Genomic DNA, 20174 nt, shown 5'->3' with positions numbered 1-20174 from the left:
TAAGTTTATTATTAGATATAGAGGTTTATTATGCAGAATTCTATTATAGAGTTTTTAAAACCACGTTTAGTTGATATTGAGCAAATTACTCCGACTCATACTAAAGTTACTTTAGAACCATTGGAACGAGGTTTTGGACATACTCTTGGAAATGCATTACGAAGGATTCTTTTGTCTTCTATGCCAGGTTGCGCTGTAACAGAGGTTGAGATTGATGGTGTGTTACATGAGTATAGTACTAAAGAGGGAATTCAAGAAGACATTTTAGAAATTTTATTAAATTTAAAAGGATTAGCGATTAAGTTGCATGGAAAAGATGAAGTTTTTATTAGTCTTAAAAAATCAGGTATTTGTTGTATTACTGCTGAAGATCTTATACATGATAGTGATGTTGAAATTATTAAACCAAATCATATTATCTGTCATTTAACAGATCATAATGCTTCTATTCAAATGAGAATTAAAGTACAACGTGGAAGAGGATATATTCCAGCTTCATCTAGAATACATATAGAAGATGATGTAAGACCCATAGGTTGTTTATTAGTAGATGCATGTTATAGTCCTATCAAGCGGATTGTTTATAATGTTGAAGCTGCACGAGTGGAGCAGAGAACAGACTTAGATAAATTAATTATTGAAATGAAAACAAATGGAACAATTGATCCTGAAGAAGCAATAAGACGTGCAGCTACTATTTTATCAGAACAATTAGAAGCATTTGTTGATTTAAGAGATGTTAAAGAACCTGAAGTTAAAGAAAAAAAACCTGAATTTGAACCTATTTTATTACGACCAGTTGATGATTTAGAGTTAACTGTACGATCAGCTAATTGTCTGAAAGCAGAATCTATACATTATATAGGTGATTTAGTGCAAAAAACTGAAGTTGAACTTTTAAAAACTCCGAATTTAGGAAAGAAGTCATTAACTGAAATTAAAGATATATTAGCTTCTCGTAATTTATCTCTTGGAATGAAGTTAGAAAAATGGCCTCCATTAAATATTTTAGAAGAATAATTTTTTTTTAAAATTTATTATGTTAATGTTATTTTAATATTTTTAAAAAGGTACAAAGTTATGCGACATAAAAAAATTGGTCGTAAGTTAAATTGTAATAGCAGCCATCGTAATGCCATATTCAAAAATATGGCGTGTTCATTATTTATTAATGAAATAATAAAAACTACGTTAGCAAAAGCAAAAGAACTTCGTCGAATTGTTGAACCTATGATTACTTTATCAAAAATCGATAACGTTTCTCATAGAAGGTTAATATTTTCCAAAGTTCGAAATAATGAAGTAGTTACAAAATTATTTAAAAATTTAGGTCCTATTTTTCACCATAGACCTGGTGGTTATACACGTATTTTAAAATGTGGATTTCGATTTGGAGATAAAGCTCCTATGGCTTATATTGAGCTTGTTGATCGTGTTAAAAGTAATACAAAAGAAAATAAAATCAAAGATATTAAAAATTAATATTTAGATATTAAATAAATATGATTATATTTAGCAAACGGAAATGTATACCGTTTGCTCATTTTATATTAAAAAAACGTAAAATATTTTTATATTAATATTGTCCCGATTGTTAAATTATATTTTTTAAAAAGTGTTTTGATATTGATATTAGAAATATTTTTTCCAGGAATTTGTATTTTTTCAATATTTAAGATTTTTTCTTTCGTAGCTATCTGAATTCCATCATTATCAATAGAAATAATTTGACCGATTTTATAATTTTTAATGGTGGTATTATTGATTACCTTTGCTTTCCAAACTTTAATTGGTGTATTGTTGATGAGAAAATAGCATATTGGCCAGGGATTAAAAGCGCGTATTAGTCGTTCTAAAAAATCAGCATTTTTCTTCCAATTTAACAATGCATCTATTTTAAGAATTTTTTTTGAAAAAGTTGTATATTTTTCATCTTGTTTAGTTTCTATAACGATATTATTATGTATTTGAAATAAAGCTTTGATTAATATTTTAGTACCAATTTTAATTAGTTTCAAAGATAATGTTTCTGATGTTTCTGTAGAAGATATTATACATTTTTTTGATATTATTATATTTCCAGCATCAACTTTATCGTTCATTTTAATAATGCTGATACCGGTTTTTTTATCTCCCGATAAAATTGCTGATTGAATTGGCGATGCACCTCTCCACCTTGGTAATAATGAAGCATGTACGTTAATACAGCCTTTTGGAAATAGAGATAATATTTTTTGAGGTATTATATGGCCATAAGAAACTACTATCATTAGTTCTGCAGAGAAATTTAATATGATTTTTTGAAATTCTTTATTATCCAATGTTAATGGTTGTAAAACAGGAATTTTATTTTTAATAGAAATTTTTTTTACAGGAGAAAAAATAATTTTTTGTCCTCTTCCAAAAGGACGATCTGGTTGTGTAATTACAGCTTTTATATTACATAATGGACAGTTTATTAAAGCAGATAAATGTTTTTCAGAAAAATTTGATGTTCCGGCAAAAATAATTTTTAGTTTTTCCAAATCAGTTTGTATCCTTTGTAAAAAATTTTATTTTTTTATTTATTTTTTTAATTTTTTTTTTAATTCTTTCTTGTTTTAATAACGATAAATAATCTATGAAAAGTTTTCCTTTCAAATGATCAATTTCATGTTGTATACAAATAGATAACATTTCATGTGCTTCAATTTCGATTTTTTTTCCAAATAAGTTAAGTGCTTTTACTTTAATGTAATTTGAACGCGGAATAAAAGCGCGATATTCTGGAATAGATAAGCATCCTTCTTGAATACTGATATTTCCTTTTTTTGAAATAATTTTAGGATTAATAAGAATTAAATGCTCTTTTTTAATGTAATCTTTACTTACTACTATAATTTGTAATGGAATATCAACTTGTATTGCAGCTAAACCAATTCCTTCGTTTATATACATAGTATCGAGCATATTGTAAGCTAGTTTTTTTATTTCTTTTGTTATTTTATTAATAGGTTGTGCAATTATTCTTAATCTTTGGTTTGGATATTGTAATATTTTTAAAACAGACATATATTTGTTTTGTATTAGTTATAAAATTATTTAATTTTATAGTATAAACTCTTTTAATATAATTAAAAGTTAACTTTCAATACTTTTGAAAAATTTTTATATTTTATTTAAATAAAAATTAATTATTATTAAATAAATTGAATAGTTTCTATATAAAAATTTTTATATCAAATTATGAAAATATTTTATAAATATTAGTAACTTTATGAAATATATAAATTTTTTCTATATGTAATTGAGGATATAATGTTTGAAATATTAATATATTTATTTGAAACTTATGTTCATAGCGAATCAAAAATGTCTATTGATTATAAAAGTCTAACAAATGATTTGTCGGATATAGGTTTTCAACAAAAAGATATTTATAATGCATTACGTTGGTTAAAAAATTTATCGTGTTATAAAAAAAATAATATTTCATCTATGAGTTTAGCTTCAGGCCAAATTTCAACACGAGTTTATAATCAAAAAGAGTTATTTAAGTTAAATTCTGATTGTCGTGGTTTTATTTTGTTTTTAGAGCAGTTAGAAATATTAACTTTAGATACACGTGAAATGATTATTGATAGAATTATGGCTTTAGAAATGAATGAATTAAATTTAGAAGATTTGAAATGGATTATTTTAATTGTTTTATTTAATGCTCCAGGATGTAAAATTGTTTATAGAAAACTTGAAAATTTATTATTTAACTTTACAACAGAAATAATTCATTAATTTTTTTAAATAATATTTTAGTATGAGTATTATTCAATGGAGAAAAATTTTTATTTAAATTCATTATTGCATTGTATTGAAAAATTATATAGTAATAATGTGATTGCGTATCCTACAGAATCTATGTTTGGATTAGGATGCGATCCTGATAGTGAAATAGCTGTAAACAATTTATTAAATTTAAAAAAAAGAAATATAAAAAAAGGTTTGATATTAGTAGCTTCTAATTATAATCAAATAAAAAAATATATTGATGAAAGTCAAATATCAGTGATACAGAAAAAAAATATGTTTAATTATTGGCCAGGACATTTTACATTTTTAGTTCCTTCAAATTCTTCAACACCTTATTGGTTAACTGGTCAATATAAAACTATAGCAGTGCGTATTAGTAATCATTCAAGTATAGTCAAATTATGTGGTATTTTTGGAAAACCGCTGATCTCAACAAGTGCTAATTTTTCGAATATGTTGCCATGTCTTACTAAAGAAAGTGTTTTAGAAAGTTTTGGAAAAGATTTTCCATTGTTTGATGATAATATAGGAAATGAACAAAGTCCCTCTAAAATAATTAATATTATGAATGGAAAAATAATTCGTTATGGTTAAATGTACAAGTGAAAATTTTAATTATGCTTTATTTGGAAATCCTATAAATCATAGTAAATCTCCTAAAATTCATGATTTTTTTTCAAAACAAACAGGAATTTTTCATATTTATAAAGCTATTAAAATTCCATTAGACCAGTTTTCTTCAATAGTTTCTGATTTTTTTAAAACTCATATTGAAGGTGCCAATATTACTTCTCCTTTTAAAAAGGAAGCATATTTTTTATCTAATAAATTAAGTAAAAGAGCTAAAATTGCACAATCTGTGAATACATTAAAAAAAACAAATGATGGATATATTTTTGGAGATAATACTGATGGAATCGGATTATTATCTGATTTGAATAGATTAAATTTTATTAAAAAAAAATCTTCTGTATTAATATTAGGGGCGGGAGGTGCTATTCAAGGAATTCTTTTATCAATTTTATCAATGGAGTGTTCAGTTTATATTTTAAATAGAACAATTTCAAATGCTATAAATTTAGTTAAGCAATTTAAACAATATGGAAATATTAAAATATTTGAAAAAGATGATTTAAAAGATAGTTTTTTTGATTTAGTTATTAACGGTATTTCTAGAAATATTACATATGAAAATACTTGTATTCCATTGCATTTATTTTCTTCTAAAACTTTTTTTTATGATATGAATTATAATACAGAGCAAGCATTATTTCTTAATTGGAAGATTAAAATAGATTCTAAAAATATTTCGGATGGTAAGGGAATGCTTGTTTTTCAAGCTGCTTATTCCTTTTTAGAATGGCATGGTATTTTACCTAAAACAGATTATATTATCGATATTTTAAATAAATAATAGTTTTTTTAATATTAATTAATTTTATAAATATTTAAAATTTTTTAAATATTAAAGAAAATACTTGACTCTTTTTTTTCGATCTGTATTATTTATGTATTACTAAATACTCTCTTAAAGAAGTAAGATAAAAGTCCCCTTCGTCTAGAGGTTAGGACATCGCCCTTTCACGGCGGCAACAGGGGTTCAAATCCCCTAGGGGACGAAATAAAAAATATTTTTTAAAATTATTATATACTAATTTAAATTATTGTGTTATTCTTTAAAAAATCATAAATCTTAATAATAAAGCTCTTTAAAAATTCGGAAAACAAGCATATATTTTTATTTTGCTAAAACACCTGTGGGTTGTAAGGTTAAGCGAATAAGCGTACATGGTGAATGCCTTGGCAGTTAGAGGCTATGAAGGACGTGCTAATCTGCGAAAAGCGTCGGCAAGCTGATATGAAGCGATATAACCGTCGATTTCCGAATGGGGAAACCCGATACATTATTGTATCATTATTAATTGAATTAAATAGATTAATAAAGCAAACCAAGGGAACTGAAACATCTAAGTACCTTGAGGAAAAGAAATCAACCGAGATTCCCTTAGTAGTGGCGAGCGAAAAGGGAAAAGCCCAGAACCAAAATCAATATATTTTATAGTAGAATGATTTGGAAAATTCAGCGATACACGGTGATAGCCCGGTATACGAAATAAAATATATTGTGGGTTCGAAAAGTAGAGCGGGACACGAGAAATCCTGTTTGAATATGGGGGGACCATCCTCCAAGGCTAAATACTCCTAACTGACCGATAGTGAACTAGTACCGTAAGGGAAAGGCGAAAAGAACCCCGGCTAGGGGAGTGAAATAGAACCTGAAACCGTGTACGTACAAGCAGTGGGAGCATTTTGCAATTTTTAAATGTGACTGCGTACCTTTTGTATAATGGGTCAGCGACTTGTATTCTGTAGCAAGGTTAACCAAATAGGGGAGCCGAAGGGAAACCGAGTCCTAAATAGGCGTTAAGTTGCGGGGTACAGACCCGAAACCCGGTGATCTAGCCACGGGCAGGTTGAAGGTTGGGTAAAACCAACTGGAGGACCGAACCGACTGATGTTGAAAAATCAGCGGATGACCTATGGCTAGGGGTGAAAGGCCAATCAAACCGGGAGATAGCTGGTTCTCCTCGAAAGCTATTTAGGTAGCGCCTCGTGAATTCATCTTCGGGGGTAGAGCACTGTTTCGGTTAGGGGGCCATCCCGGCTTACCAATCCGATGCAAACTCCGAATACCGTAGAATGCTATCACGGGAGACACACAGCGGGTGCTAACGTTCGTTGTGGAAAGGGAAACAACCCAGACCGCCAGCTAAGGTCCCAAAGTCATAGTTAAGTGGGAAACGATGTGGGAAGGCATAAACAGCCAGGATGTTGGCTTAGAAGCAGCCATCATTTAAAGAAAGCGTAATAGCTCACTGGTCAAGTCGGCCTGCGCGGAAGATATAACGGGGCTCAAACTATGCACCGAAGCTGCGGCAGCAAAAATTAATTTTATTTGCTGGGTAGAGGAGCGTTCTGTAAGCCGTTGAAGATATATTGTAAAGTGTATTGGAGGTATCAGAAGTGCGAATGCTGACATGAGTAACGATAAAGCAGGTGAAAAACCTGCTCGCCGAAAAACCAAGGTTTCCTGTCCAACGTTAATCGGGGCAGGGTAAGCCGACACCTAAGGCGAGGCTGAAAAGCGTAGTCGATGGACAACAGGTTAATATTCCTGTGCTTAGTTTTATTGCGAAGGGGGGACGAAGAAGGTTAGGTTATCCAGGTGACGGTTATCCTGGTTTAAGTGTGTAGGTATAATAGTTAGGCAAATCCGGCTATTTTTAATCTGAGGCATTATGACGAATCATTAAGGTGATGAAGTAACTAATACCACGCTTCCAAGAAAAGCCTCTAAGCATCAGATAAAATTAAATCGTACCCAAAACCGACACAGGTGGTTAGGTAGAGAATACTAAGGCGCTTGAGAGAACCCAGGTGAAGGAACTAGGCAAAATAGTGCCGTAACTTCGGGAGAAGGCACGCTAGTTTAAGTGATAGGATTTTCTCCTAAAGCTAAAGCTAGTCGAAGATACCAGCTGGCTGCAACTGTTTATTAAAAACACAGCACTGTGCAAACACGAAAGTGGAAGTATACGGTGTGACGCCTGCCCGGTGCCGGAAGGTTAATCGAAAGAGTTAAAGGAAACTTGAAGCTCTGAACTGAAGCCCCGGTAAACGGCGGCCGTAACTATAACGGTCCTAAGGTAGCGAAATTCCTTGTCGGGTAAGTTCCGACCTGCACGAATGGCGTAATGATGGCCAGGCTGTCTCCACCTGGGACTCAGTGAAATTGAAATTGCTGTGAAGATGCAGTATACCCGCGGCAAGACGGAAAGACCCCGTGAACCTTTACTATAGCTTGACACTGAATTCTGAATTTTAATGTGTAGGATAGGTGGGAGGCTATGAAGTCAAAACGCTAGTTTTGATGGAGCCATTCTTGAAATACCACCCTTTAACATTTGGTATTCTAACCTAACGCCGTTATCCGGCGTAGAGACAGTGTCTGGTGGGTAGTTTGACTGGGGCGGTCTCCTCCCAAAGAGTAACGGAGGAGTACGAAGATTGGCTAATTACGGTCGGACATCGTGAGATTAGTGCAAAGGCATAAGCCAGTTTGACTGTGAGCATGATAATGCGAGCAGGTGCGAAAGCAGGTCTTAGTGATCCGGTGGTTCTGTATGGAAGGGCCATCGCTCAACGGATAAAAGGTACTCCGGGGATAACAGGCTGATACCGCCCAAGAGTTCATATCGACGGCGGTGTTTGGCACCTCGATGTCGGCTCATCACATCCTGGGGCTGAAGCAGGTCCCAAGGGTATGGCTGTTCGCCATTTAAAGTGGTACGCGAGCTGGGTTTAGAACGTCGTGAGACAGTTCGGTCCCTATCTGTCGTGGGCGTTGGAAGATTGAGAGGATCTGCTTCTAGTACGAGAGGACCGAAGTGGACGCATCACTGGTGTTCGGGTTGTCATGCCAATGGCATTGCCCGGTAGCTACATGCGGAAAAGATAAGTGCTGAACGCATATAAGCACGAAACTTGCCTCAAGATTAATCTTCCCTGAAACAGAAATGTTTACTGAAGGGACGTTGAAGACTACAACGTTGATAGGCTAGATGTGTAAGCATAGCAATATGTTGAGCTAACTAGTACTAATGACCCGAGAGGCTTAACCTTACAACACCAGAGGTGTTTTTAAATGAAATAAATTTAATAAAAAGCTTGTTTTACTGAATTTATTGTTGTATTAATATATATATATATTATAATAGCATTATTAAATGCCTGGTAAAAATAGTGTAGTGGTACCACCTGAATCCATTCCGAACTCAGAAGTGAAACGCTTCATCGCCGATGGTAGTACGGGGCCTCCCCGTGTGAGAGTAGGTAAATTCCAGGCATAAAAAACCCGAAAAAATTTTTTCGGGTTTTTTTATATTTAAAAAAAATTTAAAATAAATAAATATAAAAAAATTAATTTTTTTTTATAAAATTGTTTTTTTTAAACAAATTACTTTCTAGCTAACAATAGATTTACATGTTAATCTATTAAAGATTTTCTGTTATTTTTGATTTTTGTCTTGTTATGATAAAATCATTTATAACTATTTTAGTTCGTTTTTTAATTTAGTATATTTTTAGGTGAAGGTAATATAGATGTCCAAGATTAAAGGTAATGTTAAGTGGTTTAATGAGTCTAAAGGTTTTGGTTTTATTACTCCGGAAGATGGTAGTAAAGATGTATTTGTGCACTTTTCAGCTATACAAAGTAATGGATTTAAAACTTTAGCAGAAGGTCAAAGTGTTGAATTTGAAATTACTGAGGGAGCAAAAGGACCATCTGCTGCTAATGTTATTAGTTTATAATATCTATTTGTTTTTAAAAGCAAATACAGATAATTAAACATTTTGTTAGTACGGCTCTTTATCGAGCTGTACTATATGAAAATATATTCTATAGTTTTTATATATATTTTTTCTATAAAACCATTCGAACCATATTTATTCGACTAATATCATGATATAATGTTTCAATTTGTTTAAAATTTTCAGCGCATATTGTAATTGAAATGGAAATATAGTTACCTCTATTACTTGATTTAATTTGTGGTGTGTAATCTCCAGGAATCTGAATCTGAATGACTTTTATTATTTGATCAATCAATTCAGGCTGTGCTAAACCAATGATTTTATAAGTAAAAAAACAAGGGAATTTTAACATTTCTCGTAATTTTGTCTTCATTAATTAATCCTGGTTTTATTTTTTATAAAATATTTTTAATTTTATAAAACTTTTGTGAAAGAATATATAATTATTTTAACAATGAATTTATATTTCAATATTTTATATATTTTAGAATTTAATTTATCTATATAAATTTTAAAAATATTAAAGTGATGACTAATCAGTTAGTTTATCATATTGACAATATAGAAAATAATATATTTTATATTATTTTTTTAAAATTTTTTATAGGAAACTTATGTTAAAAATTTTTAATACATTGACTGGTAAAAAAGAAAAATTTACACCTGCTAACAATAAAGAAATTAATTTATATGTTTGTGGTGTTACTGTTTATGATTTTTGTCATATTGGTCATGCACGAACTTTTATAGTTTTTGATATGATAGTACGTTATTTAAGATTTTTGGGTTTTCAAGTAAAATATATTCGTAATATTACAGATATTGATGATAAAATTATTTCAAAATCTTTAGCAAAAAATATTGATATTAAAGTTTTTTCAAATACAATGATCAACTCAATGAAACAAGATTTTCTTCATTTAGGAATGGAAATTCCTGACAAAGAACCGTTAGTTACAGATCATATTGATGATATAATTCAGATCATAAAAAAATTAATTCAAAATAAAAATGCATATGTAAATAGTAAAGGCGATGTTATTTTTTCAGTAGATAGTGATAAGTCTTATGGGTCTTTATCTCGTCAATCTTTAAAAAAATTAATTTCTAGTATATATGATGCGTCAAAAATAAAAAAAAATCCATTAGATTTTGTGCTTTGGAAGAAATCTAAAGAAAACGATAAATTTTCGTGGGAATCACCTTGGGGAAATGGTAGACCAGGATGGCATATTGAATGCACCTCAATTACAAATGTATTTTTTAAAAATCATATAGATATTCATGGAGGTGGTTCAGATCTTATTTTCCCACATCATGAAAATGAAATATCTCAATCAAGATGTTTTAATAAAAAATTTAAAATTAATTATTGGATGCATTCAGGAATGGTGATAATAAATGATCAAAAAATGTCTAAATCTTTAGGTAATGCATACTTTTTAAAAGATATTTTGTTAGAATATCAGCCTGAAGTATTGCGTTATTTTTTCTTATCTACATATTATCGTCATCCTATATATTATTCTGAAAAAAATTTGAAAACATCGGAACTTTCATTAAGGTATTTGTATAACGCGTTATATAATACACAACCTATTCCAAATTCTGTAGCAGGTATGAATTTGGAATCATTATTTTACGAGTCAATCAATGATGATTTTAATACTCCAAAAGCATTATTTATTTTAACGAAATTAGCTAAAAAAGTGAATTATTTAAAAAAAAATGATATATATAAATCTAACTTATTTGCTTTTAGATTAAAAAAATTAGCTATTAGTTTAAATTTTTTATTAGAAAATCCTGAAGATTTTTTACAAAAAAAATCTTTTTTTAGTAAGGATAAAATTAAAAATATTGAAATTTTAATTAAAAAACGAAATATTTTTAGAAATTTAAAATTATGGGAAAAAGCAGACGAATTAAGAAATGAACTCATGAAGTTAGATGTAATTTTAGAAGATTCTCCTCATAAAACATTTTGGAAATATAAAAAAAAATCTATTTAAATATTTTATTTTTTTGTATAGATATCATGATATTTTTCACATGCTTCTAATGTATTTTGAAGTAAACTAACCACAGTCATGGGACCAACTCCACCTGGAACTGGTGTTATATAAGAAGCTTTTAAAAAAGCTGATTGAAAGTCAATATCACCTACTATAGAACCATTTTTCAATCGATTAATTCCTACATCGATAACAATGGAATTTTTCTTTATCCAATTTCCTTCTATAAATTTTGGTTTTCCTACAGCAGAAATTAATAAATCAGCTCTATTTATATGATTTTTTAAATTTTTAGTAAATCTATGTGTGATAGTTGTTGTGCAACCTGCTAATAGTAATTCCATACTCATAGGACGACCTACAATATTAGATGCACCTACTACCACTGCATTTAAACCATGTGTTTTGATTTTCATATAATTCAACATAGTAATAATTCCTTTAGGAGTACAAGCTCTTAAACTAGGATTTCTTTGGCATAGCAACCCTGTATTATACGGATGAAATCCGTCAACATCTTTATCTGGTCTAATACTTTTAAAAATCTTAAAATGGTTTATTTTTTTAGGAATAGGTAATTGAATTAAAATCCCATCGATGTTAATATCATCATTTAGTTTGTTAATAAGATTTAATATTTGATCTTCGTTTGCATTATTTGGAAACTTCCAATATTTAGAAATTAACCCAACATTTTTACAAGCTAATATTTTTTTATTTACATAAATCTGAGAAGCAGAGTTATTCCCTATTAAAATCATTGCAAGTCCTGGAATTCGTTTTCCATTTATTTTTCTTTTATTTATTTTTTTTGAAATATTTATTTCTAAACTTTTTGCTATTTTATTACCGTCTATAATTATTGCTGTCATATATAATAACTCAGTTGATATTGAATACAATTATAATTGTTTTTCAGTATAGTTTTCAAAACTAATATGAATTTTAGTTGCATATGTTTTATTTTAATGTTAAATTTTATATTGTATTTTTATGCGTTCTTAGCTCAGATGGATAGAGCAACGGCCTTCTAAGCCGTAGGTCACAGGTTCGAATCCTGTAGAACGCAGGAAATAAATTAGTTTTTTTTATCTAATATTATTTGTATTTCTTTTCTTATATAATCCTGGTGTTTTGATGCATCAATTTTAAAAAATTTTAAATTATTTAATTGCTCTTCTTTTAAATAATATTCCGTTAACATATGACTATTTTTTTTATAATTTTTTAGTCTGTTATTAATACTTTCAATTTTATCATCATCTCGAGTAATCAGATCATCTTTAGTGATATCATCTTTTCCTTCTTCGATAGGAGGATTAAAATGAATATGATAACTTCTACCTGATTGAATATGTATTCTTCTTCCTGATATTCGTTGTAATATTATCTTGTCTGGTACAATTAATTCTAAAACAAAATTTATTTTAATACCTAAGTTGGATATATATTTTGCTTGCTTAATTGTTCTAGGAAACCCATCTAATAAAAAACCGTTAATATAATTTTTGCTTTTTATTGTTTGATAAACTAAATTACATACAATATCATCTGCAACTAATTCTCCATTTTTTAAGATGCTATATATTTTTTTACCTATTTCATTATTTAATTTAATATGCTCTCTCAATATATCTCCTGTAGAGATTTGTGGAATTTTATATTTTTCTGTAATAAATTTAGATTGAGTACCTTTTCCAGTGCCTGGAGCACCTAGTAAAATGATATGCATAATTATTTTTGGATTATTTATTAAAATAGTTGTAAGATTTAGATTACTACTATAAAAAGTAGTAATCATATTTTTATACTTGTATAAATAGTTTATTCATTCTAGCAATAAATTTATGTGGATTATCTAAATTTCCTTTTTCAGCAAATAATGCTTGGTCTAATAATAATTTTATCCATTCTTCAAATATTTTATTGTCAGTAATTTTACATATTTTTTTAATTAATTCATGTTCTTGGTTAATTTCGAATATATATTTTAATTCCGGCACAGGTTGTCCGGCAGCAGTAAAAAGTTTGGCCATTTGTGTGCTCATTTCATTTGAATCACTTAATACAATGCATGGCGTTTCTGACAATCTGTTTGTTAATCTAATAGATTTTACTTTATTACCGATCACTTGTTTAACTTTTTTTAAAAATTCATTAATTTCTTGTGATGTTTCTTTCTGATATGTTGATTTTTCGTCTATAAATTTATTTAATGAAGAATCTTCTTTACTAATAGATTGAAATTTCTTGCCTTCAAATTCAATAAGATAATTCATCATCCATTCGTCAATTCTATCTGATAACAATAAAACATCAATATTTTTTTTCTTAAATAATTCAAGATGCGGGCTATTTTTAGCGGACATGTAACTATCAGCAGTGATATAATATATTTTTTCTTGTTGTTCAATCATATCAGAAACATATTGTTTTAATGAGACGTTTTGTTCTGAGTTGTTGTTTCTCATTGATGAGAACCGTAAAAGTTGAGCTATTAAATTTAAATTTTCACTATCTTCTGCAGGCCCTTCTTTTAAAACTAACCCAAATTGATTCCAAAAAGATTGATATTTTTTATTATCATTTTGAGATAATTTTTCTAACATTTTTAATGATTTTTTTACTAATGCTTTTTTTAAATTCTGAGTAATAGAATTATTTTGCAATATTTCTCTAGAAACATTTAAAGGTAAACTATTTGAATCTATTATGCCTCGAATAAATCTCAAATAATTAGGTAAAAATTCCTGAGAATTATCCATAATATAAACACGTTTTACATATAGTTTTAAACCGTGTTTATTATCTCTATTCCAAATATCCCAAGCTGCTTTTTCTGGAACATATAATAAACTAGTATATTCATGAGTTCCTTCTACATGATTATGACTCCAAACAATAGGATTATTTTGATCATTAGTTAAATATTTATAAAATTCTTGATATTCTTTTTCATTAATAGAAGATTTATTTCTAGTCCATAGTGCCTGAGCTTTGTTGATTTGTTCCCAGAAATATATTTTATTTTTTTCATCATACATCTGTATTTCTACTGGTACAGTAATATGATCTGAGTACTTATTAACAATATTTTTAATTTTCCATGTTTCTAAAAACTCATATTCTTCTTTTTTTAAAAATAATGTAATTTCAGTACCCTGTGTTTTTTTTGTAATATTTGTTATATTATATTGTCCTTCACCTGAAGATTCCCATAATATTCCGTTATTGGATGGATTTCCAGCAAATTTCGTTCTTACCAAAACTTTATCTGAAACTATAAATGATGAATAAAAACCTACCCCAAACTCTCCAATTAATTCATTTTTTATATTATCTTTTTTATTTTTTAAAGATTTTAAAAATGACTTTGTACCTGATTTTGCAATTGTACCTAAATTTTCAATAATATCTTGTCGTGTCATTCCAATTCCATTATCATTAATAATCAATGTTTTTTGTGATTTATTAATAGAAATTTGAATTTTTGGTTCTTTATTTTTTAAGTTTTGTGATGATATAGATTCAAATCGAAGTTTATCTATTGCATCTGATGCATTAGATATTAATTCTCTTAAAAAAATTTCTTTGTTTGAATATAAAGAATGAATCATTAAATGTAATAATTGTTTGACTTCAGATTGAAAATTATATGTTTCTTTTTGTTGTGTATTCATAAAGTACCTTTTTGCAAATTAAATATAAAATATTTTTAAAAATTTAAATATTTAAAATTCTTTAAATTTATATTGGAACATTAAATCCTGTGGGGAGCGGCATTCCTGTAGATATAGAAGACATTTTTTTCTTTTGAACTTCAGATATTCTTCTACTTGCGTCATTAAATGCAGCAGTTGCTAAATCTTCTAACATATCTTTATCATCAATCTTTAATAAGCTTGGATCTATTTCTACACATTTACAGTTATGAGCTCCATTAATTGTGACTTTTACCAATCCTGCCCCAGCTTCACCTGTAACTTCCATTTTTGCTATTTCTTCTTGTATTTGAGCCATTTTTTCTTGCATTTGTTGTGCTTGTTTCATCAAATTTCCCAAACCGCCTTTACTAAACATAGTTTTCTCACTTTTAAATTTTTTAAAAATATTTAAATAAAAATAAATTTATTACTTATTTATAGTTTTTCTTTTTTTATCGATGTAATTGCTTGAAGTAGAGTCATTTCTACACCTATTTTATGATTTGGTGAAAAAATTAGTTCTTTTCTACCATTTAATAAAATTTTATAACATATTTGAATATCTTTTTTATTTGTTTTATATGCTATATTTTGATAATGTGTATATATTTCTTTATTCCATTTTAATGGATATGTTTTTATCATAGCAATATGATGCAATATTCGTAACATTTCTATTAAAATATTTTCCCATTCTACATTTGTTTTGTCTATTTGACTTAATAATAACATTGTTTTTATAGCATCTTTTTCTAATAAAAATTGAGTTAATAAATAAATATTTTTTTTATTGGGAATGCCTAACATTTTGTTAATATTTTTTAAATTAATATTATTTTCGCTAAAGCTAATAGCATGTTCTAATAAATTTAATGAATCTCTCATGCTTCCTTTAGCATATTCAGATATTATTTTTAAAGAATCTTCATCAAAATTAATTTTTTCAATATTTAAAACAAGTTTTAAGTAGTCAAAAATATCTTTTTCAGGCAAACTGTTGAGTTGAAAATACAAACAACGTGATATAATAGTTTTAGGTATTTTTTCTATATCTGTTGTTGCCAAAATAAATTTGACATGTTCAGGTGGTTCTTCTAGCGTTTTTAATAATGCGTTGAAACTATGTCGAGAAAGCATATGTACTTCATCAATTAAATATATTTTAAATCTACTTTTAATTGGAAAATAATGAATATTGTCTAAAATTTCTCTTATTTCTTCTACTTTAGTTCTTGAGGCAGCATCTATTTCAATAAAATCAAGGGAAGCACCCGTTTCTATATCTTTACAATTAATACATTTTCGACATGGGATAGAGTTAATATTTTTTTGGCAATTTAAGCTTTTCGCTAATAATCGACCAATAGTTGTTTTTCCTGTTCCTCTACTTCCAAATAATAACCATGCATGATGTATTCTGTTAATACGAATTGAATTACATATAGCTTGTACAATGTGTTTTTGTCCAATGATTTCTTCAAAAGATTGGGGTCGATATTTTCTTGCTAGTATTTGATAGTTCATATTTTTAAATATTATTAGAATATTAGTTGTAAATTATATAATTAGTGTATAGAATATAAAATTAAATTTTTGATATAAAATACATTAAAAAAGATTCTGTTAGATCTAAGCACTGTTAAGTTGAAAAATGAGTCAGATCTGGAAAGAAGCAGCTCAATCAATACATGCAGGTGTTTTGGTTGCTAACAGAATCTTATATAGCAAGTATTTAATAGTATTTAGATATTTGAAAATGATACATTTTTGAATAATAACCTTTGAAATTTAATAATTGTTTATGCGTTCCGAATTCTACAATCTTCCCTTTATCTAAAACCAAAATAATATCTGCATCAATTATTGTGGATAATCTATGTGCTATAACAATTAATGTAGTATTGACTGTTATGGAAGTTAGAGTTTTTTGAATTAATTTTTCAGTTTCAGAATCAATGTTTGCAGTTGCTTCATCTAATATCAAAATTTTAGGATTTTTAGCAAGTATTCTAGCGATAGAGAGTAGTTGTTTTTGACCTACGGACAGAGTATTACCTTCTTCTCCTAAAATAGAATACAAACCTTTCGGCATAGATTTAACTAAAGAATGAAGATTAACAATTTTTAATATTTCCCATATTTTTTTTTCCGATATTTCTTTTCCCAAGGCAATATTAGAAAAAAAAGTATCTGCAAATATTACTGGATCTTGTTGTACCATTAATATATTTTCCCTTAAAATACAATGGCTTATAGAACTAATAGGTTTTTCATCAAGATATATATCTCCATTTTTAATTGGATAATACCCCATTAACAAATTAGCTAAAGTACTTTTTCCACTTCCTGTGTGACCTACAAGTGCAACAAAACTTTTAGATGGAATATCTATATTAATATTATTAAGTATGTTTTTTTGATTTTTATCATAACTAAAACTAAGATTTCTAATATTTATTTTCCCTGTTTTTAGTATTTTTTTGTTTTTCCCATATTGTTGTTTTTTTGAATCTATAAGAGAAAAAATTCTTTCGCCTGCTACAATTGATTGTTGTAATATAGATTGTTGAATAGTTATTGAAATTAAAGGTTCATTTAGCCGTCCTAAATATGTAATAAAAGCATATAATATACCCACTTCAAATATTTCGTTTTTTAAACAACTAAATGAAAAGATAAAACTACATAATATTATAGCTGATATTAAACTTAATAACGGTCGTAGTAAAAAACCATCTAATTTTAATATTTTCATCCGTGCTAAATAATGCAATTGACTACTATAATGAATACTTTTTTTAAATCTATTTTGTTGTCTGAATTGTTGAATAACATTTATTCCATTGATAGTTTCATTAAATTTATTATTAATATTTGCTAAACAATATCTAACATTTCGAAGTAATGGAGTACTTTTCTTTTGATAAGATAACATAATAATTATTATCAATGGTATAATCAATGTTGCAATCATTGCCATATGCCATTCAAGGGTGAACATTGCACACAATATAATAATAATTAATGTTATACTACGAAACAAAATAGGAAAAACAGTATCATATAATTCTTTAATTACTTCAGTATCATTAGTTACTTTAGAAATAATTTGACCGATAGGTTGTGAATCAAATTGATAAATGGGTTGTTTAATCGCTGAATCCATAACATCATTTCGTAACTTATTGATGATTTTTACAGCTATTTTATTAAAATAAATACTTTGAAAATAATTAAAAAAAACTGCTAATATTTGTAAAAAAATAAATGCAATAATAATAAAAATTATAGATGTAAAATAAAATTTATGTTTAGATACAATATTATTCATAAAATAACTAATTAAAATAGGTCCTATCACTTCTGCAGTTGAACCGATTATAAGAAAAAAAAATGCTAACATAATTTTTTTTTTCCAAGGTATTGCGTATTTTACCAAACGTTTTAAAATTGGCCAAAATTCTATTAAATGATCCATATTGTAAATTTCTCATCTATTTTAAATTGTCATCAATTTTCTTGAATTGTTGATGGTAGTACATAGATTGATACCAATTTTTTTCTTTTATTAATTGTTTATGATTACCTTGTTGAATTATCATGCCTTTTTTAAGAACAATAATTTCATCTGTGTTAATTAACCCAGATAAACGATGTGCTACAATTATCATTGAATGTTCAGTTTTTTTCCAATTTCTTAAGTTGTTTAAAATATTATTTTCAGTATTTCCATCTACTGCAGACAAAGCGTCGTCTAAAATTAATATTTCTGCGTTTAGTAATAATGCTCGAGCTATAGAAATTCGTTGTTTTTGGCCACCAGATAACATTACACCTCTTTCACCTACTTGTGTCTCATAACCTTTAGGTAGATATATGATATCTTTATGTATATCAGCTAATTTCGCTGCTGTTTCAATTTCATTTTTAGTAGCATGAGGTTTTCCAAAAGAAATATTATTGTAAATACTATCTGAAAATAAAAATGAAGTTTGATTAACTATAGAAATTTTTTTTCTCCAAGAGTCAATTTTTAATTGCAACAGTGGAATTGAGTCATAAGTTATTTCGCCATTAGAAATATTAAATTGTTTTTGAATTAGTTTTAATATGGTGCTTTTCCCTGAACCGGTTGGGCCGCAAATTCCTAAACTTTTACCTGGGAAAAGAGTAAAGTTAATTTTTTTTAAAGATGGAATATTTCTTTTTGGATAAAAAAAAGTATTAATGTTAACATGTAATTTCTTTGGAGTCGTGGGTGCTGTTTTTATACCATCTTCAATATATAGTTTGTTTGTAATGATTGAATAAATTCTTTCCCACGCTGCACTTCCTCTTTCAACTATATTAAACATCCACGCTAATGCTAGCATAGGCCATATCATTAAACCTAAATACATAATAAAACTTGTTAGTTGACCGATGGTAATTGTTTTTTTCCATACTAAGTATGCACCTATAGTAATGCCTAGTAAGTTAGAAAATGCTACTGATAAGTAAATTACAGGATCAAAACGAGCGTCTATTTTAGCTACTTGTATATTTTTTTTTCCAGCTTCATTAACAATATCGTTAAATTTTTTTAATTGATTTTCTTCTAATCCAAATGATCGAATCATCCGAATACTAGTAAATATTTCTTGAGTATGATTATTTAATAAAGAAAATGATTGTTGAGAATTTTTAAATTTATCATGTAGTTCTTTACCATATTTTTGAATTAAAACTGCCATAATTGGCATTGGTATAAGAGAGATTATTGTTAATGACCAACTGATTTGAGTAATCATAACAATTAATACAGATAAACCCATAATTGATGAATCTATTAGTGTTAAAACACCTTCTCCTGCTGCGTATACAACACGATCGACATCATTTGTTGCTCTAGCAATTAAATCTCCAGTTCGATGTTTCAAAAAAAACATGTGACTTTGATTGCTAAGATATGAGTAAAATTTTACTCTTAATTTTGTTGCAAGATTATAGGATGCTCCAAATAAAAGAATTCTCCAGAAATATCTTAGTATATATACAATAATGGCTATTAAAAAAATAATTAAAATCCATGGTAGTATATCTATACTATTCATTTTTTCTCTGATAATTAAATCTACTATAATGCCAATGATTTTAGGTGGTATTAATTGTAAAAATGCTATTGTTACTAATAAAATAATAGATCCTAAATAACGTTTCCATTCTTGTATAAAATACCATTTTAATTGTTTGAATAATCTCACAATATAATCCTAAAATTTAAATATTAAGAATATATATTTAAGTTTTTTAA

Annotated in this window: 17 protein-coding genes, 2 tRNA genes, 2 rRNA genes and 1 other RNA gene; 12 read left to right on the top strand and 10 right to left on the bottom strand. The window is 27.8% G+C overall.

Translation table 11 applies throughout. From position 1 onward, the window contains the following. Nucleotides 1-30: 30 nt before the first annotated feature. Together RJT32_RS02505 and rplQ are read left to right on the top strand one after the other, a co-directional pair. Nucleotides 31-1020: a DNA-directed RNA polymerase subunit alpha gene (locus RJT32_RS02505; RefSeq protein WP_343154164.1), complete on the top strand. Its 990-nt coding sequence runs from the start codon at nt 31-33 to the stop codon at nt 1018-1020. A gap of 60 nt (nt 1021-1080) precedes the next feature. After that, on the top strand, nt 1081-1482 hold the full coding sequence (rplQ, locus tag RJT32_RS02500) for a 50S ribosomal protein L17 (RefSeq protein WP_343154163.1): 402 nt from the start codon (nt 1081-1083) through the stop codon (nt 1480-1482). A gap of 89 nt (nt 1483-1571) precedes the next feature. On the opposite strand, the gene fmt is transcribed toward rplQ, so the two are convergent. Both fmt and def read right to left on the bottom strand, forming a co-directional pair. Further along, nucleotides 1572-2525, bottom strand: a complete 954-nt coding sequence (gene fmt / locus RJT32_RS02495) for a methionyl-tRNA formyltransferase (RefSeq protein ID WP_343154162.1) — start codon at nt 2523-2525, stop codon at nt 1572-1574. Between the two features lies 1 nt (nt 2526). After that, nucleotides 2527-3051, bottom strand: coding sequence for a peptide deformylase (gene def, locus RJT32_RS02490; RefSeq protein ID WP_343154161.1), 525 nt, complete (start codon nt 3049-3051; stop codon nt 2527-2529). A gap of 246 nt (nt 3052-3297) precedes the next feature. Between def and RJT32_RS02485 the strand changes: the two genes are divergently transcribed. From RJT32_RS02485 to cspE, 7 genes are all read left to right on the top strand, one after another. Continuing rightward, entirely contained in the window at nt 3298-3771 is a 474-nt protein-coding gene (locus RJT32_RS02485) for a DUF494 family protein (protein WP_343154160.1), read from the top strand. 36 nt (nt 3772-3807) lie between these two features. Further along, the gene (locus RJT32_RS02480) at nt 3808-4380 is read left to right on the top strand and encodes a Sua5/YciO/YrdC/YwlC family protein (protein ID WP_343154159.1); all 573 of its coding nucleotides are present in this window, start codon (nt 3808-3810) and stop codon (nt 4378-4380) included. After that, nucleotides 4373-5200 (top strand): shikimate dehydrogenase, encoded by an 828-nt coding sequence (gene aroE, locus RJT32_RS02475; protein WP_343154158.1) that lies wholly within the window; start codon nt 4373-4375, stop codon nt 5198-5200. The genes RJT32_RS02480 and aroE overlap by 8 nt, the downstream gene beginning before the upstream one ends. Before the next feature lie 133 nt (nt 5201-5333). Then, nucleotides 5334-5405 (top strand) — tRNA-Glu (locus RJT32_RS02470). A gap of 149 nt (nt 5406-5554) precedes the next feature. Beyond that, nucleotides 5555-8469, top strand: a 23S ribosomal RNA gene (locus RJT32_RS02465). 107 nt (nt 8470-8576) lie between these two features. After that, nucleotides 8577-8692: ribosomal RNA gene (rrf, locus tag RJT32_RS02460) — 5S ribosomal RNA — on the top strand. Nucleotides 8693-8949: 257 nt separating this feature from the next. Continuing rightward, nucleotides 8950-9159: a transcription antiterminator/RNA stability regulator CspE gene (cspE, locus tag RJT32_RS02455; RefSeq protein ID WP_009874442.1), complete on the top strand. Its 210-nt coding sequence runs from the start codon at nt 8950-8952 to the stop codon at nt 9157-9159. 112 nt (nt 9160-9271) lie between these two features. Here the strand turns inward: cspE and ybeD are convergent, their stop codons facing one another. Further along, the gene (gene ybeD, locus RJT32_RS02450) at nt 9272-9535 is read right to left on the bottom strand and encodes a DUF493 family protein YbeD (RefSeq protein WP_343154157.1); all 264 of its coding nucleotides are present in this window, start codon (nt 9533-9535) and stop codon (nt 9272-9274) included. Nucleotides 9536-9776: 241 nt separating this feature from the next. On the opposite strand from ybeD, the gene cysS reads away from it, so the two are divergent. Then, nucleotides 9777-11174: a cysteine--tRNA ligase gene (cysS, locus tag RJT32_RS02445; protein ID WP_343154156.1), complete on the top strand. Its 1398-nt coding sequence runs from the start codon at nt 9777-9779 to the stop codon at nt 11172-11174. Nucleotides 11175-11179: 5 nt separating this feature from the next. Here cysS and folD read toward each other — a convergent pair whose 3' ends face one another. Next, entirely contained in the window at nt 11180-12049 is an 870-nt protein-coding gene (gene folD, locus RJT32_RS02440) for a bifunctional methylenetetrahydrofolate dehydrogenase/methenyltetrahydrofolate cyclohydrolase FolD (RefSeq protein WP_343154155.1), read from the bottom strand. Nucleotides 12050-12172: 123 nt separating this feature from the next. On the opposite strand from folD, the gene RJT32_RS02435 reads away from it, so the two are divergent. Continuing rightward, nucleotides 12173-12246 (top strand) — tRNA-Arg (locus tag RJT32_RS02435). Between the two features lie 9 nt (nt 12247-12255). On the opposite strand, the gene adk is transcribed toward RJT32_RS02435, so the two are convergent. The 4 genes from adk to dnaX all read right to left on the bottom strand — a co-directional run bounded on the left by adk (nt 12256) and on the right by dnaX (nt 16405). After that, the gene (adk, locus tag RJT32_RS02430; RefSeq protein ID WP_343154537.1) at nt 12256-12909 is read right to left on the bottom strand and encodes an adenylate kinase; all 654 of its coding nucleotides are present in this window, start codon (nt 12907-12909) and stop codon (nt 12256-12258) included. Nucleotides 12910-12982: 73 nt separating this feature from the next. Further along, nucleotides 12983-14857 (bottom strand): molecular chaperone HtpG, encoded by a 1875-nt coding sequence (gene htpG, locus RJT32_RS02425; protein WP_343154154.1) that lies wholly within the window; start codon nt 14855-14857, stop codon nt 12983-12985. Between the two features lie 67 nt (nt 14858-14924). After that, the gene (locus tag RJT32_RS02420) at nt 14925-15257 is read right to left on the bottom strand and encodes a YbaB/EbfC family nucleoid-associated protein (protein ID WP_343154153.1); all 333 of its coding nucleotides are present in this window, start codon (nt 15255-15257) and stop codon (nt 14925-14927) included. A 59-nt stretch (nt 15258-15316) separates the two neighbouring features. Further along, the gene (gene dnaX / locus RJT32_RS02415) at nt 15317-16405 is read right to left on the bottom strand and encodes a DNA polymerase III subunit gamma/tau (RefSeq protein WP_343154152.1); all 1089 of its coding nucleotides are present in this window, start codon (nt 16403-16405) and stop codon (nt 15317-15319) included. Nucleotides 16406-16501: 96 nt separating this feature from the next. Here dnaX and ffs point away from each other — a divergent pair. Continuing rightward, nucleotides 16502-16597: signal recognition particle sRNA small type (gene ffs, locus RJT32_RS02410), an RNA gene on the top strand. 16 nt (nt 16598-16613) lie between these two features. Here ffs and RJT32_RS02405 read toward each other — a convergent pair. Both RJT32_RS02405 and RJT32_RS02400 read right to left on the bottom strand, forming a co-directional pair. Then, entirely contained in the window at nt 16614-18359 is a 1746-nt protein-coding gene (locus RJT32_RS02405; RefSeq protein WP_343154151.1) for a SmdB family multidrug efflux ABC transporter permease/ATP-binding protein, read from the bottom strand. A 16-nt stretch (nt 18360-18375) separates the two neighbouring features. Continuing rightward, nucleotides 18376-20124, bottom strand: coding sequence for a SmdA family multidrug ABC transporter permease/ATP-binding protein (locus RJT32_RS02400; protein WP_343154150.1), 1749 nt, complete (start codon nt 20122-20124; stop codon nt 18376-18378). Nucleotides 20125-20174 lie beyond the last annotated feature (50 nt).

The sequence above is a fragment of the Buchnera aphidicola (Aphis aurantii) genome (assembly GCF_039388985.1).
GTDB classification, from domain to species: domain Bacteria; phylum Pseudomonadota; class Gammaproteobacteria; order Enterobacterales; family Enterobacteriaceae; genus Buchnera; species Buchnera aphidicola_BL.
This window is presented reverse-complemented; position numbering and strand designations above follow the sequence as displayed.